Below are 25,446 nucleotides of genomic sequence, written 5' to 3'. Positions count from 1 at the left end.
CATGTCCGCCATCGCCCAGGCTTCGCTCGCCACCCGTGCCGCACGCCGCTGCGCGTTGCGCCATTCGCCGCTCGCGCTGGCTCTGGCGCTCGCGCTCGGCGCCGCCGCGCCCGGCATCGCGGCGGCGCAGGTGGCGAGCACCCAGCTGCCGACCGGCGGCAGCATCGTCGGCGGCACCGGCACCCTCAATCCGGCCAGCGGCCCGAACCTGACCATCGACCAGACCTCCAGCCGGATGGCGCTGACCTGGTCCACGTTCGACATCGGCTCGGTGGCCTCGGTGACGTTCAACCAGCCGTCTGCCAACGCCGCGGTGCTCAACCTGATCCAGGGCGGCAATCCCACGCAGATCTTCGGCGACCTCAACGCCAACGGCCAGGTGTTCCTGATCAACACCAACGGCATCATCTTCGGCAGCAGCGCGCAGATCAACGTCGGTGGGCTGGTGGCCAGCACCCTGGGCACCAGCGCCGCCAATTTCATCAACGGCAACGACACGCTCGATGCCGGCGGCAGCACGGTCGCGCTGATGTCCAACAGCGGCACCATCAATGCCGCGGCCGGCGCGGTCGACCTGATCGGCGGCAAGGTGATCAACAGCGGCACCATCACCGCCAGCGCCGGCAACATCAACCTGGTCGGCGCCGACAAGGTCACCCTCACCTTCGAAAGCGGCGGCTTCGGCGTCGTCGTCGACAAGGCCCTGCAACTGCAACTGGACACGCTGGCGGTGGACAACAGCGGCACCCTCAGCGCGCCCGGAGGCATCATCACGCTGCAGGCGCGCGCCGCGCAGGGCCTGTTCGACCAGTTGATCAACAACAGCGGCACCATCACCGCCGCCGCCCTCAGCAGCGGCAGCGACGGCAGCGTGTCGCTGGTCGCCAACGGCGCCGGCCAGACCGGCATCGGCGGCAGCGGCAGCATTGACGTGGGCAGCGGCGCGATCAGCATCAGCACCGACCGCAGCGTGCAACAGAGCGGCACCTACACCGCCGGCATCCTGGGCGGCAGCATCGGCGGCAACGCCAGCTTCAGCGGCAGCAACCACATCGCCACACTCGGGACGCTGGACGTGAGCGGCAACCTGGGCCTGTCCAACGCCATCGGCCTGACCCAGTCCGGCCCGCTGACGGTGGGGGGCAGCAGCAGCTTCTCGCTGGGCAGCCAGGCGCTGACGCTGGACAACGCCGGCAACGACTTCGGGCAGGCGGTCGACCTGGGCAGCGGCACCACCACGATCGTCGACAGCGGTGCGCTGACCCTGGGGGCGCTTGCTACCGGCAACCTCACCGCGACCAGCAACGGCGCCTTGAACCTGGGCAGCGGCACGGTGACCGGCGCATTGATTGCGACCAGCAACGGCGGCGCGATCAGCCAGTCCTCCACCAACGCACTCGGCGTCACCGGCACCAGCAATCTCAACGCCGGCACCGGCTCGATCACCCTGCAACGCGCCGCCAACGATTTCGGTGGCGCGGTGTCGCTGACCGGCAGCGGGATCGCCCTGGCCGACGTCAACGGCCTGACCATCGCCGCGTTGACCCTGGGCAGCAACAGCGCGTTGTCGTTGAGCGCGGGCGGCACGCTGGCGCTGCCGGGCACAGCGATCGATACCGGCAGCGCCGATCTGTTTCTGCACAGCGGCAATGCCCTGACGCCCACGGCGGCGTTGTCCGGGCACAACGTGAGCCTGAGCGGCGACGCCGGCATCACCCTGGCGCACGACGTCACCGCGACCGGCACGCTGGCGCTGACCGCGGCCGACAATGCGATCGCACAGAGCGGCGGCGCAGTCACGGTGACCGGCACCAGCAGCGTCAATGCCGGCAGCGGCGCGATCGCCCTGGACCGTGCCGGCAACCACTTCGGGCAGGCCGTGAGCCTGACCGGCGGCACCACGGCGATCACCGACAGCGGCGCGCTGACCCTGGGCACGCTCGCCACCGGCGCGCTCACCGCGGCCAGCAACGGCGCCTTGAACCTGGGTAGCGGCACGATCAACGGCGCCTTGACTGCGACCAGCAACGGCGGCGCGATCACCCAGTCCACCACCAACGCGCTCGGCGTTACCGGCACCAGCAGCGTCAACGCCGGTAGCGGCGCGATCGCCCTGGACCGTGCCGGCAACCACTTCGGGCAGACCGTGAGCCTGACCGGTGGCACCACTGCAATCACCGACAGCAATGCGCTGACGCTCGGCACACTCGCCACCGGTGCCCTTACCGCGACCAGCAATGGCGCTCTGGACCTGGGCAGCGGCACGATCAACGGTGCCTTGATTGCGACCAGCAACGGCGGCGCGATCACACAGTCCACGACTAATGCACTCGGCGTCACCGGCACCAGCAATCTCAACGCCGGCACCGGCTCGATCACCCTGCAACGCGCCGCCAACGATTTTGGTGGCGCGGTGTCGCTGACCGGCAGCGGCATCGCCCTGGCCGACGTCAACGGCCTGACCATCGCCGCGTTGACCCTGGGCAGCAACAGCGCGTTGTCGTTGAGCGCGGGCGGCACGCTGGCGCTGCCGGGCAGCGCGATCGATACCGGCAGCGCCGATCTGTTTCTGCACAGCGGCAATGCCCTGGCGCCCACGGCGGCGTTGTCCGGACACAACGTGAGCCTGAGCGGCGACGCCGGCATCACCCTGGCGCACGACGTCTCCGCGACCGGCACGCTGGCGTTGACCGCGGCCGACAATGCGATCGCACAGAGCGGCGGCGCAATCGCGGTGACCGGCACCAGCAGCGTCAACGCCGGCAGCGGCGCGATCGCCCTGGACCGTGCCGGCAACCACTTCGGGCAGGCCGTGAGCCTGACCGGCGGCACCACGGCGATCACCGACAGCGGCGCGCTGACCCTGGGCACGCTGGCCACCGGTGCTCTCACCGCGGCCAGCAACGGCGCCTTGAACCTGGGTAGCGGCACGATCAACGGCGCCTTGATTGCTACCAGCAACGGCGGCGCGATCACCCAGTCCGCCACCAACGCGCTCGGCGTCACCGGCACCAGCAGCGTCAACGCCGGCAGCGGCGCGATCGCCCTGGACCGTGCCGGCAACCACTTCGGGCAGGCCGTGAACCTGGCCGGCGGCACCACCGCGATCACCGACAGCAACGCGCTGACGCTCGGCACACTCGCCACCGGCGCCCTTACCGCGACCAGCAATGGCGCTCTGGACCTGGGCAGCGGCACGATCAACGGTGCCTTGATTGCGACCAGCAACGGCGGCGCGATCACACAGTCCACGACTAATGCACTCGGCGTCACCGGCACCAGCAATCTCAACGCCGGCACCGGCTCGATCACCCTGCAACGCGCCGCCAACGATTTCGGTGGCGCGGTGTCGCTGACCGGCAGCGGCATCGCCCTGGCCGACGTCAACGGCCTGACCATCGCCGCGTTGACCCTGGGCAGCAACAGCGCGTTGTCGTTGAGCGCGGGCGGCACGCTGGCACTGCCGGGCAGCGCGATCGATACCGGCAGCGCCGACCTGTTTCTGCACAGCGGCAATTCCCTGACGCCCACGGCGGCGTTGTCCGGGCACAACGTGAGCCTGAGCGGCGACGCCGGCATCACCCTGGCGCACGACGTCACCGCGACCGGCACGCTAGCGTTGACCGCGGCCGACAATGCGATCGCACAGAGCGGCGGCGCAATCGCGGTGACCGGGACCAGCAGCGTCAACGCCGGCAGCGGCGCGATCGCCCTGGACCGTGCCGGCAACCACTTCGGGCAGACCGTGAGCCTGACCGGCGGCACCACTGCAATCACCGACAGCAATGCGCTGACGCTCGGCACGCTCGCTACCGGCGCCCTCACTGCGACCAGCAATGGCGCTCTGCACCTGGGCAGCGGCACGGTCGGCGGCGCGTTGACGGCGACCAGCAACGGCGGCGCCATCACCCAATCCGCCAGCAACCCGCTCACCGTCGCCGGCACCAGCACGCTCGATGCCGGCAATGGTTCGATCACGCTCGCCAATGCCAGCAACGACTTCGTCGGCGCGGTCGATCTCAGCGGCAGCGGCATCCAGCTCGCCGACCGCAACGACCTGCGCATCGCCGCGGTCCACACCGGCAACAACGCGCTGTCGCTGCTCGCCGACGGTTCGCTGGACCTGCCGGGCGGCGCGATCGACACCGGCAGCGCCGACCTGAGCCTGGTCGCCCGCCACGGCACCCTGCGCCTGGGCGGCGCGCTGAGCGGCCACACCCTGACCCTGAGCGGCGGCAGCGGCCTGACCCTGACCGACGACGTCGCCGCGACCGGCGATCTTCAGCTGAGCACCGACAACGCGGCGATCCTGCAGTCGGGCGGCGCGTTGACGGTGGGCGGCAGCAGCACCCTGGCCGCCGGCAGCGGCGACATCACGCTGACCGGCGCCGGCAACCATTTCATCGGCACGGTGGATATCGCCGGCGGCGCGGTGCGACTGCGCGACAGCGGTGCGCTGAGCCTGGGCACGCTGTCGGTCGACAGCCTGGCGGTGCGCAGCGGCGGCGCGCTGAACCTGGGCAGCGGCAGCGTGCGTGGCGCCTTGCTGGCCGACAGCGGCAACGCCGCGATCGGTCAGCGCGGCGCGCTCGACATCGGCGGCGCAACGAGCCTGACGGCCGGCAGCGGCGCGATCACGCTGGACCAGGCCAACCGCTTCGCCGGCACGCTGGCGTTCGGCGGCGGTGCCGTGCGCATCGACGCGCTCGGCGCGCTGACCCTGGGCGCCTCGACTGCCACCGCGTTACAGCTCACCAGCAGCGGCGCGCTGAGCCAGAACGGCGCCTTGCAGGTGACCGGCGATACCGCGATCGCCACTGGCAGCGGCGCGATCACGCTCGATGACGCCGGCAACGATTTCCAGGGCCTGCTCGCGCTCAGCGGCGGCGCCGCGCGCATCCGCGACGCCAACGCGCTGTCGCTGGGCACGCTGTCGCTGGGGTCGCTGGACGTGGCCAGCCATGGCGCGCTGAACCTGGGCGGAGGCAGCATCGCCGGCGATCTGGTCGCGGCCAGCGGCGGCGGCACGGTGAGCCAGCGCGGCCCGTTGCAGGTGGGCGGTACCACCACGATCGACAGCGGCGGCGGCGCGATCGAACTGGATACCGCCGGCAACGATTTCCAGGGCGCCGTGAATCTCGCCGGCGGCGCCACCACCCTGCGCGACCGCAATGCCCTGTCGCTGGGCAGCGTGGCGGTCGCCGCGCTGAACGTGACCAGCGGCGGCGCCTTGTCGCTGGGCCAGGGCAGCATCGGCGGCGACCTGGTCGCGCGCAGCGATGCTGGCGGCGGCACCAGCTCCGCCATCGTCACCGCCAGTGCCGCCACGCCGGCGGCGAGCGGCGGCGGCATCGGCCAGCGCGGCGCGCTGACCGTCGCCGGCACCACCACGCTGGATGCCGGCAGCGGCGCGATCGCGCTGACCGATGCCGGCAACGATTTCCAGGGCGCGCTGCAGGCCAGCGGCGGCGACATCGCCATCGCCGATCGCAACGATCTGAGCGTGGCGGCGCAGGCCAGCGGCAGCCTGGCGCTGAGCGCGGCCGGCGCGCTGCGCACGGCCGGCGCGTTGCGCGGCAGCAGCATCGGTTTGAGCGCCGGCGGCGACCTGGGCCTGGGCCACGACGTGAGCAGCGGCGGCGCGCTGCAACTGCGCAGCGGCGGCGCGATCGCGCAGACCGCCGGCACGCTGACTGCCGCGTCGCTGAGCGGCAGTTCCAGCGGCGCCACCAGCCTGACCGGCGCCAACGCCATCGCCGCGCTCGGCGCGTTCAGCGCGACCCAGCTGAGCCTGCGCACGCTGGGCGACCTGCGCGTGGCCGGTCCGGTCGCGGTCGCCGGTGCGCTGCGCCTGGACGCGGGCGGCGACCTGGCGATCGACGGCGCCATCGGCGGGCAGGGCGTATGGCTGCAGGCCGGCGGCGACCTGAGCGAAACCGGCGGCGGCCGCATCAGCGCCGACACGCTGAGCGGCAAGGTCGGCGGCAGCACCCGGCTGGGCGCGGCCGGCGCCGCGATCGACAACCGCATCGGCACCCTCGGCGATTTTTCCTCGCCCGGCGGCTTCAGCCTGACCAATGGCCAGAGCCTGACCCTGTCCGCGCTCAACGGCAGCGCCTACACCGTCGACGCCGGCACCTCGGCGCTGTACCTGGCGGTGCTCGGCGACCTGCTGCAGGCCGACACCACCTGGTTGTACGACGGCGCCGGCACCTTCTCGGCCAGCGGCCGCATCGGCACCGCCGCCAATCCGATCTACGTGTTGGGCGTGAGCAACCAGACCGTGGCGGCGATCGGCATGCCGCCGGCGTACTTCTACGCGCTCGCCGCCGACGGCAGCCTGCTCGGCGTGGACGGCGAGTCGGGCATCAATGTGCCGACCTCGGCATTCGCCAGCCGCGCGCAGAGTTCCAGCAACCGCACCATCGCCTACGTGGACCTGAGCGCGGCCGACGCCAACTACCGCGCGTTCGGCCTGGTCAAGCCGGGCCTGCGCCTGCCGGCCGACCAGCAGCCGGCCTGCGACGCCGACGATCCGGACGCGCAGTGCGCGCAGGAATAAGCGCACCGCGCCGCCGTCCCGTTTCCCTGCCGGCGTGCGCCAATGCCACGCCGGCCGCATCCGCCCCGGAGTGATTGCGCATGAGTACCGAACAGACCCTGGAGACGCTGCTGGCGCCGATCGCCGACGACGCGGCGTCCGGCCCGGACCTGGAATACGACCCCGACTTCCTGGCGCTGGACCGCGCCGCGGCGAACAAGGCCGAGCGCGCGGTCGGCGACAGCGTGATCGCCGCCGAGGAGCCGGACTGGGACAAGGTGCAGACCCTGGCGCTGGCGCTGTTCCGCCGCAGCCACGACCTGCGCGTGGCGATCCATTTGAGCGCGGCCTGGCTGCGCCTGCGCGGCCTGCCCGGCTGGGCCGACGGCCTGGCCCTGGTGCACGCGTTGCTGGCGCAGCGCTGGGACAGCGTGCATCCGCAGCTGGATGCAGAGGACGACGACGACCCGACCGCGCGGGTCAACGCGGTGGTCGCGCTGGGCGATCCGCTGGGGCTGCTCGGCGCGCTGCGCACCACCGCGTTCGTGCAATCGCCGCGGCTGGGCCGCTTCAGCCTGCGCGACCTGCGCCTGGCCAACGGCAGCGTGAAGCCGGCCAACCCCGGCGACAGCGTGCCGTCGCTGGCCGAGATCGAGGCCTGCTGCCTGGACTGCTCGCTGGAAGCGCTAGGGGAAACCGTGGCCGCGGTGCAGCGCGCGCAGCAACTGGCGCGCGAGGTGGATGCGCTGTTCGCCGAGCGCATCGGCAGCGCCGCGCCGGACCTTAAGCCGCTGCTCGGCGACCTGCGCGACCTGGAGCGCTTCCTGCTGCCGCAGTGGACCGCGCGCAACGGCGGCGCCGCGGAAGGCGACGCGGCGGGCGAGACGCCGGCCGACGGCGAGGGCGGCACCGCCGCGCCTGCTGGAGCCGGCGGCGGCAATGCCCGCATCGCCAGCCCCGACGACGTGATGCGCCGGCTCGACGAGATCTGCGCCTACTACGCCAGCCACGAACCTTCCAGCCCGGTGCCGCTGCTGTTGCGCCGCGCGCAGCGCCTGGTCGGGCGCAACTTCCTGGACCTGCTCAAGGAACTGGCCCCGGCCGGCGTCAGCGAACTGCAGCACGTGGCAGGCGTCCGCGACGAGGACGCCTGAGCCGGCGCCCGCTGCCGGCTGCCGGTGCGGTAGCTGCCAGCGTGCCCGCCGCAGGGCGTTTCGGCCTGTGCCGAAGTGGCGGGATGCTTCCGGCTTCATGCGTCGCGACTGAAGCCGCTCCCACAAGGGCCTGCGGCGTGCCTGCCAAGTGCACTGTAGGAGCGGCTTCAGTCGCGACACGCCCAGTCTCCGAAAGCCCGCCAGGCCTCCGTTCGCGCCGACGCCCGAGGCCGCCTGCCTCACCCGGCGGTGATGCTCGGCAGGCGCCGGGCCACGCCTTCCCGATCCAGCCTCACCAGCTATACAACTTCCAATACACCGGCGACACGTTGTCCTTGTTGCCGTCCATGTGCCCATCGCCGTTCTGGTCGTACAGGTAGTAGGCCGGGGCGTTGGCCGGGGTCACCTTGACCGCGCGCAGCTGGCCGGAGACGCGGTACTCGTCCACGGTGTCGCCGTTGTCCATCGTGCGGTGGGTCACGTCCGCGCCGCGGACGTCCACCGGTGGACCGTCGGGCCCGATCCCGGTCGAGGCGCAGCCCGCCAGCAGCAACAGTGGAACCAGCATCAGGGCTTTCATTGCAGCATTCTCCACAGCGAAGTCGTCGCCACGGATTATGCGCCGAGCGGCCGCATTCGGCGCGCGACGGCAGGATGCACGTGGCGCGCCATCCCATCCCTCCCTTGATGGGAGAGGGACCAGTATCTGTTCCTCCCACCGGGACCATTGCCCTTTTTCGGGGGACGGTGCCCCGCAGGGGCGGATGAGGGTACGGGCGCAGCCTCGTGTACTCAAAAGTCCGCGAGACGCTTTCGCGCCGTACCCTCACCCCAACCCCTCTCCCGGGGGGAGAGGGGCTAGTCGGCTGTTCCTTCTCCCATCGGGAGAAGGTGCCCCGAAGGGGCGGATGAGGGTACGGGCGAAGCCTCGTGCACCCAAACGCCGCGAGTCGCTTTCGCGCCGTAACCTCACCCCAACCCCTCTCCCGATGGGAGAGGGGCTAGTGCCGTTCCCTTCTCCCGTCGGGAGAAGGTGCCCCGCAGGGGCGGATGAGGGTTCGGGCGAAGCCTCGTGCACCCAAACGCCGCGAGACGCTTTCGCGCCGGACCCTCACCCCACCCCCTCTCCCGGTGGGAGAGGGGCTCCTGGTCCCATCCCCGGTCCCGACCCAGGCGCAGCGTAGAATTGCCCGATGAGCCGATTAGTCCTGATCGACGGGTCCAGTTACCTGTATCGCGCGTTCCACGCGCTTCCTCCGCTGACCAACCCCGCCGGCGAGCCCACCGGCGCGCTGTTCGGTGTGGTCAACATGTTGCGCGCCACGCTGAAGGAGCGCCCCGAGTACGTCGCCTTCGTGGTCGATGCGCCCGGCAAGACCTTCCGCGACGACCTGTACCCGCAGTACAAGGCCAACCGCCCGCCGATGCCCGACGAGTTGCGCGCGCAGATCGAGCCGATGTGCCAGATCGTGCATGCGCTGGGCATCACCATCCTGCGCGAGAGCGGGGTCGAGGCCGACGACGTGATCGGCACCCTGGCCCTGCAGGGCGCCGGCGATGGCCTGGACGTGACCATTTCCACCGGCGACAAGGACTTCGCCCAGCTGGTGCGCCCCGGCGTGCAGCTGGTCAACACCATGAGCGGCAGCCGAATGGACTCCGACGCGGCGGTGATGGAGAAGTTCGGCGTGTGGCCGAGCCAGATCGTCGATCTGCTGGCGCTGATGGGCGATGCCATCGACAACGTGCCGGGCGTGGACAAGTGCGGCCCCAAGACCGCGGCCAAATGGCTGGCCGAATACGGCTCGCTGGACGGGGTCATGGCCAGTGCCGACGCGATCAAGGGCAAGATCGGCGACAACCTGCGCGCGGCGCTGGCGCGGCTGCCGCTGAACCGCGAACTGGTCACGATCAAGACCGACGTGGCGCTGCCCGGCGGCCCGCGCACGCTGGCCCTGCGCGAGCAGGACCCGGAGCTGCTGCGCGGGCTGTACCAGCGCTACGGCTTCACCCAGGCGCTGCGCGACCTGGACGGCGGCGTGGCCGCTCCGGCCGGCGCCGCCGAGGTCGCCCCCAGCCTGCGCGGCACCGCCGCCGGCTATGCTCGCGCCGCCGCGCCGATCGACGACAGCCTGGACCCGGCGCTGGCCGCCAAGGGCGACTACACCGCGATCACCACCCCGGAGCAGTTCGAACACCTGCTGCAGCGCCTGCGCGCCGCCCCCGGCTTCGCCTTCGATACCGAGACCGACGCGCTGGACGCGATGCGCGCCAACCTGGTCGGGCTCAGCTTCGCGATCGAGCCCGGCCGCGCCGACTACCTGCCGCTGGGCCACGACTATCCCGGCGCGCCGGTACAGCTGGACCGGACCCTGGCGCTGGCGGCGCTGAAGCCGCTGCTGGAGAACCCGGCCAAGCCCAAGATCGGCCAGCACGGCAAGTACGACCTGCACGTGCTGCGCCGCCACGGCGTGGACGTGCGCGGCTACGCCGACGACACCATGCTGGAGAGCTTCGTGCTCAATTCCACTGCCAGCCGCCACGACATGGATTCGCTGGCGCGGCGCTACCTGGGCTACGACACGGTCAAGTACGAGGACGTGGCCGGCAAGGGCGCCAAGCAGATCGCGTTCTCGCAGGTGGCCATCGACGACGCCACCGGCTACGCCGCCGAGGACGCCGACATCACCCTGCGCCTGCACCGTGCGCTGTCCGCACAGCTGGACGCCGAACCGGCGCTGGCGCGGGTCTACCGCGAGATCGAGATGCCGCTGGTGCCGGTGCTGGCGCGGATCGAGGCCAACGGCGTCAGTGTGGACATGGCCGAACTGCGCAGGCAGAGCCAGGACCTGAGCCAGCGCATGCTGGCCGCACAGCAGAAGGCCACCGCGCTGGCCGGGCGCACCTTCAACCTGGACTCGCCCAAGCAGCTGCAGGCGGTGCTGTTCGACGAACTGAAGCTGCCGGCGCTGTTGAAGACCCCCAAGGGCCAGCCCAGCACCAACGAAGAGGCGCTGGAGGCGATCGCCGAGCAGCACGAGCTGCCGCGGGTGATCCTGGAATACCGTGGCCTGGCCAAGCTGCGCAGCACCTACACCGACAAGCTGCCGGAGATGGTCAATCCCGACACCGGCCGCGTGCACACCAGCTACCACCAGGCCGGCGCCGCCACCGGGCGGCTGTCCTCGGCCGATCCGAACCTGCAGAACATCCCGATCCGCACCGACGACGGCCGCCGCATCCGCCGCGCCTTCGTCGCCCCGCCCGGGCGCAAGCTGATCGCATGCGATTACTCGCAGATCGAGCTGCGGATCATGGCCCACCTGTCCGAGGACCCGGGCCTGCTGCGCGCCTTCGGCAGCGGCGTGGACGTGCACCGCGCCACCGCCGCCGAGGTGTTCGGGCGCAAGCTGGAGGAGGTCACCGGCAACGAGCGCCGCGCCGCCAAGGCGATCAACTTCGGCCTGATGTACGGCATGAGTGCCTTCGGCCTGGCCCGCAACCTGGGCATCGGCCGCGGCGAAGCGCAGGACTACGTGGCGCTGTACTTCAGCCGCTACCCGGCGGTGCGCGACTTCATGGAGCGCATGCGCGAGCAGGCACGCACCCAGGGCTACGTGGAGACCCTGTTCGGCCGCCGCCTGTACCTGAACGACATCAACGCCAAGCAGCAGGGCCTGCGCGCCGGCGCCGAGCGCGCCGCGATCAACGCGCCGATGCAGGGCACCGCCGCGGACATCATCAAGCGCGCCATGGTCAGCGTGGACGCCTGGCTGGAGCAGCACCGCGCGCGCGCGCTGATGATCCTGCAGGTGCACGACGAACTGGTGTTCGAGGCCGATGCCGACTTCGTCGACACCTTGCTGCCCGAGGTGACCCGGCTGATGGCCGGCGCCGCCGAACTGAAGGTGCCGCTGGTGGTGGACAGCGGCGTCGGCGACAACTGGGACGAGGCGCATTAGCCTGAGCAGGAATGGAGAATCGGGAATCGGGAATCGGGAATCGGGAATCGGGAATGGGAAGTCCCGGCCGGCCAGTGGCCGGGGCTTGGTGTGGTGAACAGGAATGGGTGCGCACTGCCGTGAGCGGCCCGATTCGCAGGCGCGAGGAGGGGTGATCGGGCCGCGCTGGTAATGGTGCGGCACGCCTGAACGCCTTTACTCGAGGCGCGCGGCTTGGCGCCGGGCCGGCCGGGGCATCGCAGCGCAACTGTCTACGTTGTGCTCCTGTCGTTGCTCGCGCAGCGGATCGGCGCGATCGCGCACCGGTGCTGGAGCATCCATGCACCAAACCGGCGAACAGCGCACGGTTTCGAGATCCACTCCGCATCACAAGCGCGCGTTCGCCGCGTTCTTGCGCATGGTTCCGTCTATAAAAAGCAGCTGTTTCTGGAACCTTGCGTTGCGCTGGATTTCGTGAATGAATCAGCCCTTAATTCTATGAATTTTTAACTAAAATCTTCACGAACTAGCAAGGTGCAAAATGGTTTTATATCCCTCGACAGGCGCAATACCTGTCGCGGATCTCCTCCCATCCCCTGGAGCAGATCTAGGAACGGCGACTCCTCCCCAAGTCTCCGTTCCCTGGCCCCGCCGACCTCCCCCTGGTCCGCGGGGCTTTTTATTGCCTGCGAAAAAGTTCAAGTCCAGTCCAGCGCCATCGCCGCCGGCACACGCCGGGGCGCAACCATCCATCTGCGAGCCGCGCGATGCCCGATCTTTTTCATCTATCGATGCCGTGGTGGGAATTCATTTTTCGCGCGGTGGCGGTGTATGTGGCGGTGCTGACCATGGTGCGGGTATCCGGCAAGCGTGCGATGGGGCAATTGACACCGTTCGACATGCTGCTGATCGTGCTGCTCGGCAATGCGGTGCAGAACGCGCTGCTGGGCGAGGACACCTCGCTGGGCGGCGGCCTGTTGCTGGCGGCGACGCTGATCGCGCTGAACTTCGGGGTCGGCCTGGTCACCTCGCGCAGCGAACGCGCCGAACGCCTGATCGAAGGCGAGCCGGTGGTGCTGGCGCGCGATGGCCACATATTTCGCCAGGTGCTGCGCCGCGAACTGGTCAGCAACGCCGACTTCGAGGCGGCGATGCGCCAACAGGGCTGCCTGCAGCTTGACGAGGTCAAGCTGGCGCTGCTGGAGACCAACGGCCACATCACCATCGTCAGCAGCAAGGGTGGCTGAGCGGGAGCCCACGTGGGCTCGGTCGCTGTAGCTCCCTTGTAGGAGCGGCTTCAGCCGCGACCTGGACGTTCCCGGCAAGGCCCGGTCGCGGCTGAAGCCGCTCCTACAGGAAGCGGCGCCGCGGGTCAGCGGCGCGGCTCGGTCGGCTGCTCGAGCTGGTACAGCGCGTCGTCCAGCGCGTCCCACTGCGTGGCCAGCTGCGCACGCGCATCCTGCAGGCCGCGGTTGTAGAAATGCGCGCCGATGCGTTCGGCGACGAAGTCGAGCAGGAATTCGGCCTCGAAGCTGCCGATCTGCTGCTGCAATTCCTCGCGCAGATAGCGCTGCAGCTGCTCGGCGATGCGCGCCTTGTCCTCGCGCCCCAGCACGCCCGACGGCGACGGCGCGCGGCTCATGCCAGCCAGTCGCGCGGCACCAGGTACTCGGCCAGGCGCGCCTCGGCGCTGTCCGGCTCGGGCTGGAAGCCGTATTCCCAGCGCACCCGCGGCGGCAGGCTCATCAGGATGCTCTCGCTGCGCCCGCCGCTCTGCAGGCCGAACAGCGTGCCGCGGTCGTAGACCAGGTTGAACTCGACGTAGCGCCCGCGCCGGTACAGCTGGAACTCGCGCTCGCGCTCGCCCCACGGCAGCGCGCGGCGGCGCTCGACGATCGGCAGGTAGGCGTCCAGGAAACCGTCGCCGACCGCGCGCTGGTAGGCGAAGTCGCGCTCGAAGTCGGCGTGCAGGTCGTCGAAGAACAGCCCGCCCACGCCGCGCGTCTCGTTGCGGTGCTTGAGGAAGAAGTACTCGTCGCACCAGCGCTTGTGCGCGGCATAGCGGTCTTCGCCGAACGGCGCGCACAGCGCCTGCGCGGTGCGGTGCCAGTGGCGCACGTCTTCGTCGAACGGGTAGTACGGGGTCAGGTCGAAGCCGCCGCCGAACCACCAGGCCACGGTCTGGCCGTCGCGCTCGGCGCGAAAGAAGCGCACGTTGGCGTGGGTGGTGGGCAGGTAAGGACTGTGCGGATGGAACACCAGCGACACGCCGGTGGCGCGCCACGAGGCGCCGGCCAGTTCCGGGCGGTTGGCGCTGGCCGAGGGCGGCAGGCGCGTGCCGGATACGTCGGAGAAGCCGATCCCGGCCTGCTCGAACAGCGTCCCGTCGCGCAGGATGCGGGTACGCCCGCCGCCGCCTTCGGCCCGCTGCCACAGGTCTTCGGCGAAATGGGCGCGGCCGTCGGCGGCCTCGATGGCGGCGCAGATACGGTCCTGCAGGCCGGTCAGGTAATCGCGTACTCGGTCGAACTCGGTCATGGGGGCGGTAGGCAGTCAGGCGGCGTGTCGGACATTATTGCGTGCCGATCGCCGGGGGCTGTTAACGCGATCGGAAGACCGCATTGGCGTGCGCTGCGTGCAAGCGTCGAGGCCTGGCGCCGCGGCTGGCTGGGCGCCCGGGCGCGTTTCCGGACCGCCCGGTGCCGCATGCCTAGGGCGCGTCGCCCATGTCCGAATAGGCCGCGTTGGCACCCCGCAGGGCCACGCTTGAGCCGTGTCGGCGCCGACGGGGACACGCATGCGCGGCGGTGGCGCGAGCTGCTTGGGGATAGATGAGACGCCTAGGGCGCCATGGCCGCGCAGTGCCCGCCCTCGTCGCCGAAGAACACCATGAAGCGGTGTGCGCGATCCAGGCCGAGCAGCAGCTTCGCGCCGAGCGGGCGCAGCCGCCATTGCTGTCCATCCTGCTGGCGCAGCGCGACCTGGCCGTGCTCCAGGCGCGCTTCCATCACGGCGCCGGTGCCGTCGCGCACGCTGCCGTCGTCGCTAAACTGCAGGCTGAGCCCATCGCCGATCGGGGCGATGAAGCGGCCGCATGGCAGCCGCGTGGCCGGCGGCGACTGCAGCAGCGCCGCGTCCACGTCCTCCAGTGCGGTGGTGCGGCCGCAGGCCACCGGATCGGACAGGGCGCAGGCCTGTTCCAGCAGCGCTTTCGCCCGCAGGAACTGGCCGTCGTCCCACTGCCGTTCCGCCGCCGCAGTGCAGATCTGCGGAGAGGCGCTGCGCTGGCACACGGCTTCGGGCTGCAGGGCCGCATCGACCTGGGCGGTCGCGGCGGTCGCGGCGGTCGTCTTAGGTGCGGGATCGAGCAGCGCACGGCAGGCGAACGGCAGCTGCGGCCCGCACAGCGCCGCGGCGTGCGCCCGGTCGCCTTGCGCCAGCCGTTGCGCGCAGGCCGGCAGGTCCGCCTGGCACTGCGCGATCGCCGCTGTCGCCGCCGGGACGGGCGCGACGCAGCTGGCGGTGCTGGCGCGACGGTAGACGGTACCGTCCGCTGCGCGGATTTCGGCGGCGTCCGCCGAGAGCATGTAGCGCTCGCTGCGGCCGCTGTCCAGGTCGAACAGCTGCAGCGCATCGCGTTCGCGCAGCAAGTGGAAGCGCCGCGGCGTGTCCTGCTCGGGTTCCAGCCGCGCGCTGTCGGCGCTTTCCAGGTACAGCGCGTTCTGCGCGCCGTCGACGTAAAGGCCGCAGACGGGAGCGGCGGGCGCGGCATCGGCGCGGGCGGCGATGCCGAACCAGGCCAGCGCGAACAGGGCGGCGGCCAGGAAGCGGCCAGGGCGTGTGCTCCGCTCCCGGGCAGGCCGCGTTGGGTCGGGCAGGCCGCCGTTCGCTGTTGCGCCGCTGGCGGCCGGGTCAAGCCGCGTGACGCCGGCTGGCGGCGCGCTCGGCAATGCAGGGCAGGCCTTAGGCCAATGCGATGTCATCGGAAATCCTTTTCGAAGCCGGCGCGATGCCGGCGGGTGGAATCAATTGCGGAATTCGGCGCGGATCGCCGGCCGGTACAGTTGGTAGACGATCCAGCCGTGCAGTGCGGCGAAGACCAGCGCGGTCACCGCGGCGGTGGCGATGCTGATCATGCGTCCGGTCTGCAATTGATCGAGCAACTGCGCCCCTTCGGCGGTATGCCGCATCGCTGCGGGCAGCACCTGCTCCAGCGCCGCGAAGAATTGCCACAGCACCGGCAGACTGACGAAGTTGGCCAGGCCGGTGACGATCAGGAAGGCGACGAAGCTCAGGCGGGCCCATTCGCGCCGTTGCAGCAACCCCCAGGCGGCGGCGCAGAACAGCAGCGCCAACAGCGCCGACAGCAGCGACAGCGCGAACAGATGATCCAGGCACCATTGCAGCAGCGCCGGCAGCGAGATGCCGATGCGCACGACCACGCCTTGCAGCGCGCCAGCGGGCAGCACGGCCAGCACCACGAGCTGGCCCAGCGCATACAGCAACCAGACCACGCCGATCACCAGCGAAATCTTCGCCATCGAGTCGATCATCGGATTGCGCGCGGCGGGCAGGGGCGGTGGCGGCATCGGCGGTCCTTCGGTGGGGAGCGGCATGCGGGGGGGGCCGCGAAGCGTTCGGCAAGGATAGGGCGGGTTGCTGCCGGCGCAAGCCGGCAGCAACGCTTCGCCCGTCGGTGACCGGGATGCCGGCGCTCTGCGCGTCGCGACTGAAGTCGCTCCCACAACAGGCCCCGCGTTGCGCAGGAGTCCCCGGTAGGAGCGGCTTCAGCCGCGACCGCTTTGCAGCCGCAAACAGGCCTACTTCAGCTGCTGCTCGAACAGCTTCAACACTCGCTTGTATTCGTCCAGCCACGAGTCGGCACGGGTGAAGCCGTGCCGCTCCAGCGGGTACGGGGCGATCTCCCAGTTGTCCTTGTGCAGCTCGATCAGCTTCTGGCTCATGCTCACCGAATCGCGGAAGAACACGTTGTCGTCGATCATGCCGTGGGCGATCAGCAGGTGGTCGCGCAGGCCGGCGGCGTATTCGATCGGCGAGGAAGTGCGGTAGGCCTCCGGGTCCAGCTCGGGCGTGTTGAGGATGTTGGCGGTGTACTCGTGGTTGTACTGGCTCCAGTCGCCGACCGGGCGCAGCGCGGCGCCGGCCTTGAACGTGCCGGGGCTGCGGAACAGCGCCATGTAGGTCATGAAACCGCCGTAGGAACCGCCGTAGATGCCGGCGCGGTCGCGGTCGCCCTGCTTGTCGGCGACCAGCCAGTCCAGGCCGTCCAGGTAATCCTCCAGCTCCGGATGGCCCATGTTGCGGTAGATCGCGGTGCGCCAGTCGCGGCCGTAGCCGGCACTGGCGCGGTAGTCCAGGTCGAGTACCACGTAGCCCTTCTGCACCAGCAGGTTGTGGAACATCTGCTCGCGGAAGTACGGGGTGTAGCGCGCCGACACGTTCTGCAGGTAGCCGGCGCCGTGCACGAACATCACGATCGGGTAGCGCTTGCCCGGTTCGGGATGCTGCGGGCCGTAATACTTGCCCCAGACCACGCCGGCGCCGTGTTTGGACGGCACCTGCACGTACTGCGGCTGGATCCAGTCGCGCGCCTTGAACGCGGCGCTGCGCGTATCGGTGAGGATGCGTGCGTTGCCGCCGGTCACCGGCACGACCGCCAGTTGCGGCGGCAGGTAGCTGCCCGAATAGCGCACCAGCAGCTGCTGGCCGTCCGGCGACAGCGCGAAGTCTTCCACGCCGTCGAGCGCGGTCAGCTCGCTGAGGCGGTCGTCGCGCAGGTCGAGCTTGCACACCTCGTAGTCGCCCGGCCATTTGCGGTTGCACAGGAACAGGAAGCCCTGGCCGTCGGCCGTGGCGACCGGCGCGGAGACTTCCCATTTGCCCGAGGTGCGCTGCCGCGGCTTGTCGGTGCCGCGCTGGGTGTACAGATGCGCGTAGCCGGACTGCTCGGACAGCAGCCACAGCGTCTGGTTGTCCGGCAGCCAGCCGAAGTCGTTGAAGCTCCAGCCGATCCAGGCCGCATCGGTGAGGCGGTGGCGGTTGTGCAGGGTGGCCTTGTCCAGATCGACGCTGGCGATCCAGCGGTCCTTGTTGTCGACCGCGCGCAGCATCACCGCGGCATTGCGGCCGTCGGCGCTCCAGTGCAGCGCCGGGCCGGCGCCATCGCCGTCGGTCTCCACGCGGACCGCGCGCGGCCCCTTCAGCGGTTCCTGCTTGGCCGCCTTGCGCAGCGCCGCCAGCGGATCGACGTCGATGCCGGGCAGGCCCGCGACGTCGAGCTTGCGCGCGCTGCCGGCGACCACGTCCACCAGCCACAGGGTCTGCGCCAGCGGCGGGTTGCGGCCGACGCGGGTGCGGGCCTCCTGGAATTCCTCGTAGCCCGATTCGGTCACGTACTTGGGCATCTTGCCCTCGCGCCCTTCGTCGCCGCCCTTGGCGTGGGTCACCACCAGCAGGTGGCGGCCGTCCGGCGACAGCGCGCTGTCGTCGATGGCCACGTCCTCGCCCAGGTACACCGGCGCCGGCGCGCGGCTGCCGTCGGCGCGGCGCCAGGCCTGCTCCTGCTGCCGTGCCAGTTCGCGTTGCGCGCGATCGCGGGCCAGGGTCTCCAGGGTGCGCAGTTGCTGCTCGCGCAGCGCATCGGGCTTGGGCGCGGCGTCGGGATCCCGCTCGGCCTTGAGCACCGCGGCCTGCTGCGTGCCGCCGCCGGCGCTCCAGCGGTACCAGTCATTGCCGACCCGCCACAGCGCGCCGCCGTCGGTGGTGAACTGCGGGCGCGAAGCGGCCTCGTTGCTGCGGGTCAGCTGGGTCAGCGCGCCGCTGCGCAGATCGCGCAGGAACACGTCGCCGTTGCGCACGAACAGCATGCGCTGGCGGTTTGCGTCGTAGACCGGGTCGGCTGCGTCCAGCGTGCTGCGCTGGGTGTCCTCGACGCGCTGCGCGGCGGCGCCATCGACGCCTTGCCGGTAGGTGTCGCGCACCGGACTGCCGGCGCGCTTGAGCTGGTACTGCACCTGGCGCCCGTCCCAGGCCCACCACGCCGCCTCGACTGGCGGCCCGATCCAGTCCGGATCGGCCATCGCCTGTTCGATCGTCAACGGGGCAGCGGCATCCTGCGCGGCGGCCAACGGCGCCAGGCAGGACAGGGACAGCAACACAAGGCACAAGGGGACGCGGCGCATCTGGATTCCGGACGAACGGGCAAGCGGGGAGGGTAGCAGCCGCGATGGCGTGGCGACTGCGCCGTTGGTCATGGGCGGCCGGGATTGGGGATTCGAGATTGGGGATTCGCAGCGGCTTTTCGCTTTTGCCAATCCCCAATCCCCAATCCCCAATCCCGGCCTGCGACAACCCGTCACACGCATTTTCACCGCCTCGGGCCGACAATGACGCTCAGTCAGGTTTCACGAGCGAACGTCCCATGGACGCAGTGCTGCTCTCGCGCATCCAGTTCGGATTCGTCATCAGTTTCCACGTGCTGTTCCCGGCCTTCACCATCGGCCTGTCGAGCTGGCTGGCGTTCCTGGAATGGCGCTGGCTGCGCACCCGCGACACGCTGTGGCGCGACCTGTATTTCTTCTGGCTGAAGATCTTCGCGGTGTCGTTCGGCATGGGCGTGGTCAGCGGCATCGTGATGAGCTTCCAGTTCGGCACCAACTGGTCGGTGCTCAGCGAGCGCGCCGGCAACATCCTCGGCCCGCTGCTCAGCTACGAAGTGCTGACCGCGTTCTTCCTGGAAGCTTCGTTCCTGGGGGTGATGCTGTTCGGCTGGCGCAAGGTGCCGGAGAAGCTGCATTTCCTGTCCACCTGCCTGGTCGCGCTGGGCACGCTGATCTCCACGTTCTGGATCCTGTCGGCCAACAGCTGGCTGCACACGCCGGCCGGCTACGCCATCGTCGATGGCGTGTTCCAGCCGGCGCACTGGCGCGAGGTGATCTTCAATCCGTCGTTCCCGTACCGGCTGGCGCACATGGTGCTGGCCGCGTTCATCACCACCTGCTTCGTGATCGGCGGGGTCAGCGGCTGGTACCTGCGCCGCGGCGTGCACGTGGACGTGGCGGGCCGGATGCTGAAGCTGGCGGTGGCGTTCGCCGCGATCGCGGTGCCGCTGCAGATCGCCGCCGGCGATGCGCACGGATTGAACACGCTGGAGCACCAGCCGATCAAGGTGGCGGCGATGGAGGCGCATTGGCATGGCGAGGCGCCCGGCGCCGGGGTGCCGCTGGTGTTGTTCGCGGTGCCCAACGAGCAAGCCGAGCGCAACGACTACGAGGTCAAGATTCCGCGCGTGGGCAGCCTGATCCTGACCCACACCCTGGACGGCGAGATCGCGCCGTTGACCTCGGTGCCGGCCGACGAGCGGCCGCCGGTGAAGCCGGTATTCTACGCGTTCCGGATCATGGTCGGACTGGGCATGGCCATGCTGCTGCTGGCGTTCGTGTCGCTGTGGTTCTGGTGGCGCGGCACGCTGTTGCGGCGTCGCTGGCTGCACGTGGCCTGGAACGCGATGCTGCCGGCCGGATTCGTGGCCTTGCTGGCCGGCTGGTTCGTCACCGAGATCGGGCGCCAGCCGTACGTGATCTACGGGCTGCTGCGCACCGGCGATGCGGTCAGCGCGATCAGCCCGGCGATGGTGTGGGTGTCGCTGGGCGTGTACGTGGCCGCGTACGCCTTCGTGTTCGGCTTCGGCGGCTGGTACATCCTGAAGATGCTGCGCAAGGGGCCGCTGCCGCACGAGCCCGAGCCGCAGCTGCAAGACGGCGACAAGACGCCGGCGCGACCGATTTCGGCGGCCGACGACGACCTCGAGGAGACGCGCTGATGGACATGGCCACCGTGTTGCCGGTGATCTGGTTCGGAGTGATCGGATTCGGCGTGCTGATGTACGTGCTGCTGGACGGCTTCGTGCTCGGCCTGGGCATCCTCGCCCCGTTCGCCGAGGATGAGGACCAGCTCGACCTGATGATGAACACCGCCGCGCCGATCTGGGATGGCAACGAGACCTGGCTGGTGCTCGGCGGCGCCGGCCTGCTGGCAGCGTTCCCCAAGGCCTATGCGTTGATCCTGTCGGCGCTGTACCTGCCGGTGCTGCTGATGCTGATCGCGCTGGTGTTCCGCGGCGTGGCGTTCGAGTTCCGCTTCAAGGCGCACAGTTCCAAGTATCTGTGGGGCTGGGCGTTCGCGTTGGGCTCGCTGTGCGCGGCGTTCTGGCAGGGCGTGATCCTCGGCGCGCTGGTCGAGGGCATGCCGCTGCAGGGCGGCAAGTATCTGGGGGGCGTGCTGGGCTGGTTCAGCCCGTTCTCGATGCTGACCGGCGCGGCGGTGGTGTTCGGCTACGCGCTGCTCGGCGGCAGCTGGCTGATCCTGAAGACCGAAGGGCCGATGCAGCGCGTCGCCCGTTCGCTGACCCGGCCGTTGGTGCTGGTGGTGGTGGTGTTCATGGGCCTGGTCAGCGCTTGGCTGCCGTTCCTGGACTCGCGGATCATGGCGCGCTGGTTCCACGGCGGCAATTTCTGGTGGCTGTCGCCGGTGCCGCTGCTGGTGCTGGTCAACGCGTTCGCGCTGTGGCGCGCGGCGATGGCGCAGGGCCGCGACGCGCGCCCGTTCGTGCTGACCCTGTGCTTCTTCGTGCTGGGCTTCTTCGGCCTGGTGCTGGGCATCTGGCCGAACATCGTGCCGCCGGGACTGAGCATCTGGGATGCGGCATCGCCGCCGTCCTCGCAGGGGTTCGTGCTGGCCGGGCTGGTGGTGTTGCTGCCGGTGATCCTGGGCTACACCGCGTGGTCGTACCGGGTGTTTCGCGGCAAGATCACCGCCGACAGCGGTTACCACCACTGAGTCCTGCGGCGGCGCGCCGATGGCCGCGATCGCGTGAACGGCGCCGCCGGCTTGCCAGCGGCGGCGGCGGCGGCCAAGCTACCGATTCGCGCTGCCCGTTGCGGGCCAGTCGCCCGCCGAGCCTTCGCCACGCATGCCTGTCGCTTCGTCCGCCGTTTCCCCGCCGCTTCTGCATCCCCTCGCCGTCGGCGACCTGCAGCGTCCGTTGGCCTATGCCGGCGGCCAGCACATCGATCTGGCGACGTTCCTGGGCCACGTGCGCGGCCTGGCGGCGGCGCTGCCAGCGGGCCGGCATGCGCTGAACCTGTGCGAGGACCGCTACCGTTTCATGGTCGCGTTCTGCGCGGTCGCGCTGCGCGGGCAGACCTCGCTGCTGCCGTCCTCGCGCGCGCCGGCGGTGGTGGCCGAGGTGCAACGTGGCCATGCCGACACCTATTGCCTGGGCGACATGGCGCTGGCCGAACCGCCGCCGCGCTACTGGCAGCTGCCCGACCCGTTGCCGAGCCTGGATGGCGACATGCCGCAGCTGGCGGCCGATGCGCTGGTCGCGATCGGCTTCACCTCCGGCAGCACCGGCGCGCCGAAACCCAATCCCAAGACCTGGGGCAGCTTCCTGACCAGCACCCGCCAGGATCTGCTGGCGCTGGTCGGATTGTGGGAGACCGATGCGATACCGCAGGTGGTGGCCACGGTGCCGCCGCAGCACATGTACGGCATGGAGCTGTCGGTGCTGCTGCCGCTGGTGACGCCGCTGGCGGTGCATGCCGGGCGCCCGTTCTTTCCCGAGGACGTGGCGCGCGCGCTGGCGCAGGTGCCGGCGCCGCGGTTGCTGGTGACCACGCCGGTGCATCTGCGCGCGCTGGTCGAATCCGGCGTCGCCCTGCCGCCGCTGGCCGGCATCGTCTCGGCCACCGCGCCGCTGGCGCAGGAACTGGCCGCGGCCGCCGAGGCGCGCTTCGGCGGGCAGGTGCGCGAGATGTTCGGCTCTACCGAAACCTGCGTGTTCGCCAGCCGCCGCACCGCCTGCGAAGCGCAGTGGACGCCGTTGCCCGGCGTACGCGTGGCGCCGCAACCCGACGGCACCTTGGTGCATGCGCCGCACCTGCCGCAGCCGGTGTTGCTGGCCGACCTGATGGACGTGGGCGCCGACGGCCGCTTCCAGGTCCGCGGCCGCCAGGCCGACCTGCTGGAGATCGCCGGCAAGCGCGCCTCGCTGGCCGATCTGACCCGGCGCCTGCTGGGCGTGCCGGGCGTGGTCGATGGCGCGATGCTGCAGCTGGAGCCCGAGCCCGGCCAGGCGGTCGGCCGCATCGCCGCCGTGGTGGTCGCGCCGAGCCTGGACGAAGCCGCGATCCTGGCCGCGCTGCGCCGCGAGCTGGACCCGGTGTTCCTGCCGCGCCGCCTGCGCAAGCTCGACGCCCTGCCGCGCAACGAGACCGGCAAGCTGCCGCGCGACCGGTTGCTGGCGTTGTTGGCTGGGGAGCGCGAAGGCTGAGTCGTGTGCCGCGCTGTGGCGATGGCGCGGCGCTGATCCTTATCGAGGTCATGTCGGGCCGGTTGTGGATTGACCGGAAATGTCCAGATGGCCCGGTGCCAATCGATTTAGACCCCTCGATTTGTATACTCGACCCATCGCTCCGCGTATCAGGGATGTTTCGCATGCGCTATCGCGCTTCTCCTGCTTTCGTCGCCTTGCTCCTTCTGGGCGCCTGTACCCACGTCCCTGCGCGCACGCCTTCCGTTCCGACTCCCGTCAAGGAAACTGCCATGACCTCGTCCGCCAAGCCCGGCGCCGCCGATCAGGCTGCTACGCCCTCGTCTCCGAAGTTGACGGCCGAACAGATGCTGACGCGATTGTTGGCCTTGATACGCACTAGCAAGAGCGTTGCCGAGTTCACGCCGCAGCGATTGAGCGAGGTAATGGGGGTGAAGATGGATTACGCCAGCGATGGCTCTGGGCGCTATGGATTCGGTGAGCAGGTCGCGCCTGACTGGATGCATGGTTTCGAGGTCAATATGCGGAAGGCCAATCCTGGGATGGAATTCAGTTTCGATCCGAAAGTTCCGGGGACATCTCCGGATATGACCAGTATCTGCCAGATGGATTTTGATCGGTTCACGGGCGAACTCGAGGGGATGGGATTCGTGCGCAATTCTTACTACGACTCCCCGCCACAGGCGCCGTTCGGCGGTGAGAAGCTTTCGCACGGAAGATTGATGTACGACTCTTTTGAACGCCCTGGAATGTGGGTGCAGGTCTATCCGCGCGGAGAAGCCAGCGAGCCGCAAGAGAAAATTCTTCACGCGTGCGTGCAAATGGTATTGGTCGGCTAAAGGCGGAACAGGGCATGCCTCTCTCACCCCAAGCACAAGCCGTTGTCGGTCACTTCGCTAATCAGCCTGGCGTCACTCCCGATCAGGCGAGAAATCTGAGTTCGATCATCAACGCATCCCCTGTTTTGGTGGATCAGATCAATAGCGCAGTGGCGCATGGTCAGTTGACGCAAATCGTACCGCTGACCAACCGCAACGCGGGTGGCGAATACGATCCTCAGCACAAGGCGATGCGACTTCCCTTGGCGCAGTTAGGGAACCCGGTTCCAGGACACGCTTCGAATGCTGGAGAAATCACCTTTGTATTGGGTCATGAATTGCGCCATGGCTTCAATGCTGCCGAAACCGGGCGGGCGCTGGCCGCATTCGGTGTTGCAGTGGACAATGTTGCGCAGGGACCGAGTCCGCGCGACTACACCAGGCCGCTGGTGAACTTGCTGGCACAGAATCGCCGGGACGAGGCCGGAGCGCAGATAGCGGGTTGGAATGCCGTTGTCAGCAAGGTCCGCACAACCAACTCGAACCCGACGCTTGAGGACATCTACAACGAACAGCCCGGCCGGATGGGGGATTTCATAGATCGATCGGGAGCGCGCCCTCACCACGCCTATGCGCTCAAGCGGAATCTCAGCGTCAATGCCGACATGACAATGGACCAGAGTCCGGCCAACCTGGAGGGAATGGGACATAACTTTTTCGATAAGGCGCCCGTAGTCACCAGGCTTGGCGCGCGAGGTAACTCCGATTACGTGAACTATTACGCCGCTAAGCCGATCAGCTATATCGCCCAGGTCGAGCGCGCCCGACATCCACAAATTCCGGGCAACAGCACGCCACAGATCGCTCTGAATCTATCGCGTCTGCATCTGCGCGAGTCTCTGCTGGAGGAAAACGGCCTGAACCTGGGCGGCAACGGCCAGCAGATGCCGTACCTCGATAGCAGCACACAGCCGCCTACCGCGCGCTTGTTCCAACATACCGTCAATACGCACCGGCATGTGTCTCCGCTGGTGAACCAGTTGCCAGAGCCGGAACGCTCGCCCGAGCGCGCGGGGGATCCCGCACATCCGCATCATCCCGATCATGCCTTGCTGGAGCAAATCCGCACTGGCATGCGCAAAGTCGATGCCGATCTGGGCAAGCCCTACGACGACAATAGTGAGCGCCTCAGCCGTAGCCTGCTGGCAGCGTGCAAGGACAACCGCGACATGTATCCGGGCAAGTCCGATTATTCGCTCGCGGGCAATGCCCTGGATCGGGTCGACCACGTCGTGCTGGGCAAGACCGGAAACCTCATCGCCGTGCAGGGCTCGCTGGACGATCCGGCGATGAAGCGCGCGGTCGTTCCAGTGGAGCAGGCGCTGGCCACGCCGGTGGAGCTGTCGGACCAGAAGCTCGCGCTCGCCAACCAGGCGCTGGCGCAGGAGCAGCAGCGCACCGCGCAGCAGCAGGAACTGGCCCGCGGCATGGACGATCCATCGCTTCGCGCGCCGGCACGCTAGCGGCGACGCAGTGCACGCTGCAGCGCGGTAGCTGGGTGTCGCATCGCGATCCAGCTTACCGTCGGCGTGGTGCGGGACGGCGCCTATCAGCAAACTCCTGTCGCGGCTGAAGCCGC

15 protein-coding genes are annotated in these 25,446 nt (G+C 69.5%); 9 read left to right on the top strand and 6 right to left on the bottom strand.

Annotated features, from left to right (window positions below; translation table 11 throughout):
• Position 1 precedes the first annotated feature (1 nt).
• Together AB3X08_RS21595 and tssA are read left to right on the top strand one after the other, a co-directional pair.
• Positions 2 to 6,562: a beta strand repeat-containing protein gene (locus AB3X08_RS21595; protein ID WP_369935075.1), complete on the top strand. Its 6,561-nt coding sequence runs from the start codon at positions 2 to 4 to the stop codon at positions 6,560 to 6,562.
• An 80-nt stretch (positions 6,563 to 6,642) separates the two neighbouring features.
• Positions 6,643 to 7,695, top strand: coding sequence for a type VI secretion system protein TssA (tssA, locus tag AB3X08_RS21590; protein WP_369935074.1), 1,053 nt, complete (start codon positions 6,643 to 6,645; stop codon positions 7,693 to 7,695).
• Between the two features lie 292 nt (positions 7,696 to 7,987).
• On the opposite strand, the gene AB3X08_RS21585 is transcribed toward tssA, so the two are convergent.
• A complete protein-coding gene (locus tag AB3X08_RS21585) occupies positions 7,988 to 8,275 on the bottom strand; it encodes a DUF2782 domain-containing protein (protein WP_369935073.1) in 288 nt (95 codons plus the stop codon).
• Positions 8,276 to 8,888: 613 nt separating this feature from the next.
• Between AB3X08_RS21585 and polA the strand changes: the two genes are divergently transcribed.
• Both polA and AB3X08_RS21575 read left to right on the top strand, forming a co-directional pair.
• Positions 8,889 to 11,657: a DNA polymerase I gene (polA, locus tag AB3X08_RS21580; protein WP_369935071.1), complete on the top strand. Its 2,769-nt coding sequence runs from the start codon at positions 8,889 to 8,891 to the stop codon at positions 11,655 to 11,657.
• Positions 11,658 to 12,403: 746 nt separating this feature from the next.
• The gene (locus tag AB3X08_RS21575) at positions 12,404 to 12,883 is read left to right on the top strand and encodes a DUF421 domain-containing protein (protein WP_369935070.1); all 480 of its coding nucleotides are present in this window, start codon (positions 12,404 to 12,406) and stop codon (positions 12,881 to 12,883) included.
• 125 nt (positions 12,884 to 13,008) lie between these two features.
• On the opposite strand, the gene AB3X08_RS21570 is transcribed toward AB3X08_RS21575, so the two are convergent.
• From AB3X08_RS21570 to AB3X08_RS21550, 5 genes are all read right to left on the bottom strand, one after another.
• A complete protein-coding gene (locus tag AB3X08_RS21570) occupies positions 13,009 to 13,278 on the bottom strand; it encodes a DUF2164 domain-containing protein (RefSeq protein WP_369935068.1) in 270 nt (89 codons plus the stop codon).
• Positions 13,275 to 14,174 carry an oxygen-dependent coproporphyrinogen oxidase gene (gene hemF / locus AB3X08_RS21565; protein ID WP_369935067.1) on the bottom strand — a complete coding sequence of 300 codons (900 nt, stop codon included), beginning with the start codon at positions 14,172 to 14,174 and terminating at the stop codon, positions 13,275 to 13,277. The genes AB3X08_RS21570 and hemF overlap by 4 nt, the downstream gene beginning before the upstream one ends.
• A gap of 302 nt (positions 14,175 to 14,476) precedes the next feature.
• On the bottom strand, positions 14,477 to 15,619 hold the full coding sequence (locus AB3X08_RS21560) for a hypothetical protein (RefSeq protein ID WP_369935066.1): 1,143 nt from the start codon (positions 15,617 to 15,619) through the stop codon (positions 14,477 to 14,479).
• A 42-nt stretch (positions 15,620 to 15,661) separates the two neighbouring features.
• A complete protein-coding gene (locus AB3X08_RS21555) occupies positions 15,662 to 16,225 on the bottom strand; it encodes a hypothetical protein (protein WP_369935064.1) in 564 nt (187 codons plus the stop codon).
• A 231-nt stretch (positions 16,226 to 16,456) separates the two neighbouring features.
• On the bottom strand, positions 16,457 to 18,838 hold the full coding sequence (locus AB3X08_RS21550; RefSeq protein ID WP_369935062.1) for a prolyl oligopeptidase family serine peptidase: 2,382 nt from the start codon (positions 18,836 to 18,838) through the stop codon (positions 16,457 to 16,459).
• A 239-nt stretch (positions 18,839 to 19,077) separates the two neighbouring features.
• Here AB3X08_RS21550 and AB3X08_RS21545 point away from each other — a divergent pair, with 239 nt between their 5' ends.
• The 5 genes from AB3X08_RS21545 (at position 19,078) to AB3X08_RS21525 (ending at position 25,330) form a co-directional block, all read left to right on the top strand.
• On the top strand, positions 19,078 to 20,478 hold the full coding sequence (locus AB3X08_RS21545; protein ID WP_369935060.1) for a cytochrome ubiquinol oxidase subunit I: 1,401 nt from the start codon (positions 19,078 to 19,080) through the stop codon (positions 20,476 to 20,478).
• Positions 20,478 to 21,494: a cytochrome d ubiquinol oxidase subunit II gene (cydB, locus tag AB3X08_RS21540; protein WP_369935059.1), complete on the top strand. Its 1,017-nt coding sequence runs from the start codon at positions 20,478 to 20,480 to the stop codon at positions 21,492 to 21,494. The genes AB3X08_RS21545 and cydB overlap by 1 nt, the downstream gene beginning before the upstream one ends.
• 133 nt (positions 21,495 to 21,627) lie before the next feature.
• Positions 21,628 to 22,989, top strand: coding sequence for an AMP-binding protein (locus AB3X08_RS21535; protein ID WP_369935057.1), 1,362 nt, complete (start codon positions 21,628 to 21,630; stop codon positions 22,987 to 22,989).
• Positions 22,990 to 23,261: 272 nt separating this feature from the next.
• Positions 23,262 to 23,828, top strand: coding sequence for a hypothetical protein (locus AB3X08_RS21530; RefSeq protein ID WP_369935055.1), 567 nt, complete (start codon positions 23,262 to 23,264; stop codon positions 23,826 to 23,828).
• Between the two features lie 14 nt (positions 23,829 to 23,842).
• Entirely contained in the window at positions 23,843 to 25,330 is a 1,488-nt protein-coding gene (locus AB3X08_RS21525; RefSeq protein ID WP_369935053.1) for an XVIPCD domain-containing protein, read from the top strand.
• Positions 25,331 to 25,446: the final 116 nt, after the last annotated feature.

It is taken from the genome of Xanthomonas sp. DAR 34887, assembly GCF_041245805.1.
Taxonomy (GTDB): domain Bacteria; phylum Pseudomonadota; class Gammaproteobacteria; order Xanthomonadales; family Xanthomonadaceae; genus Xanthomonas_A; species Xanthomonas_A tesorieronis.
This window is presented reverse-complemented; position numbering and strand designations above follow the sequence as displayed.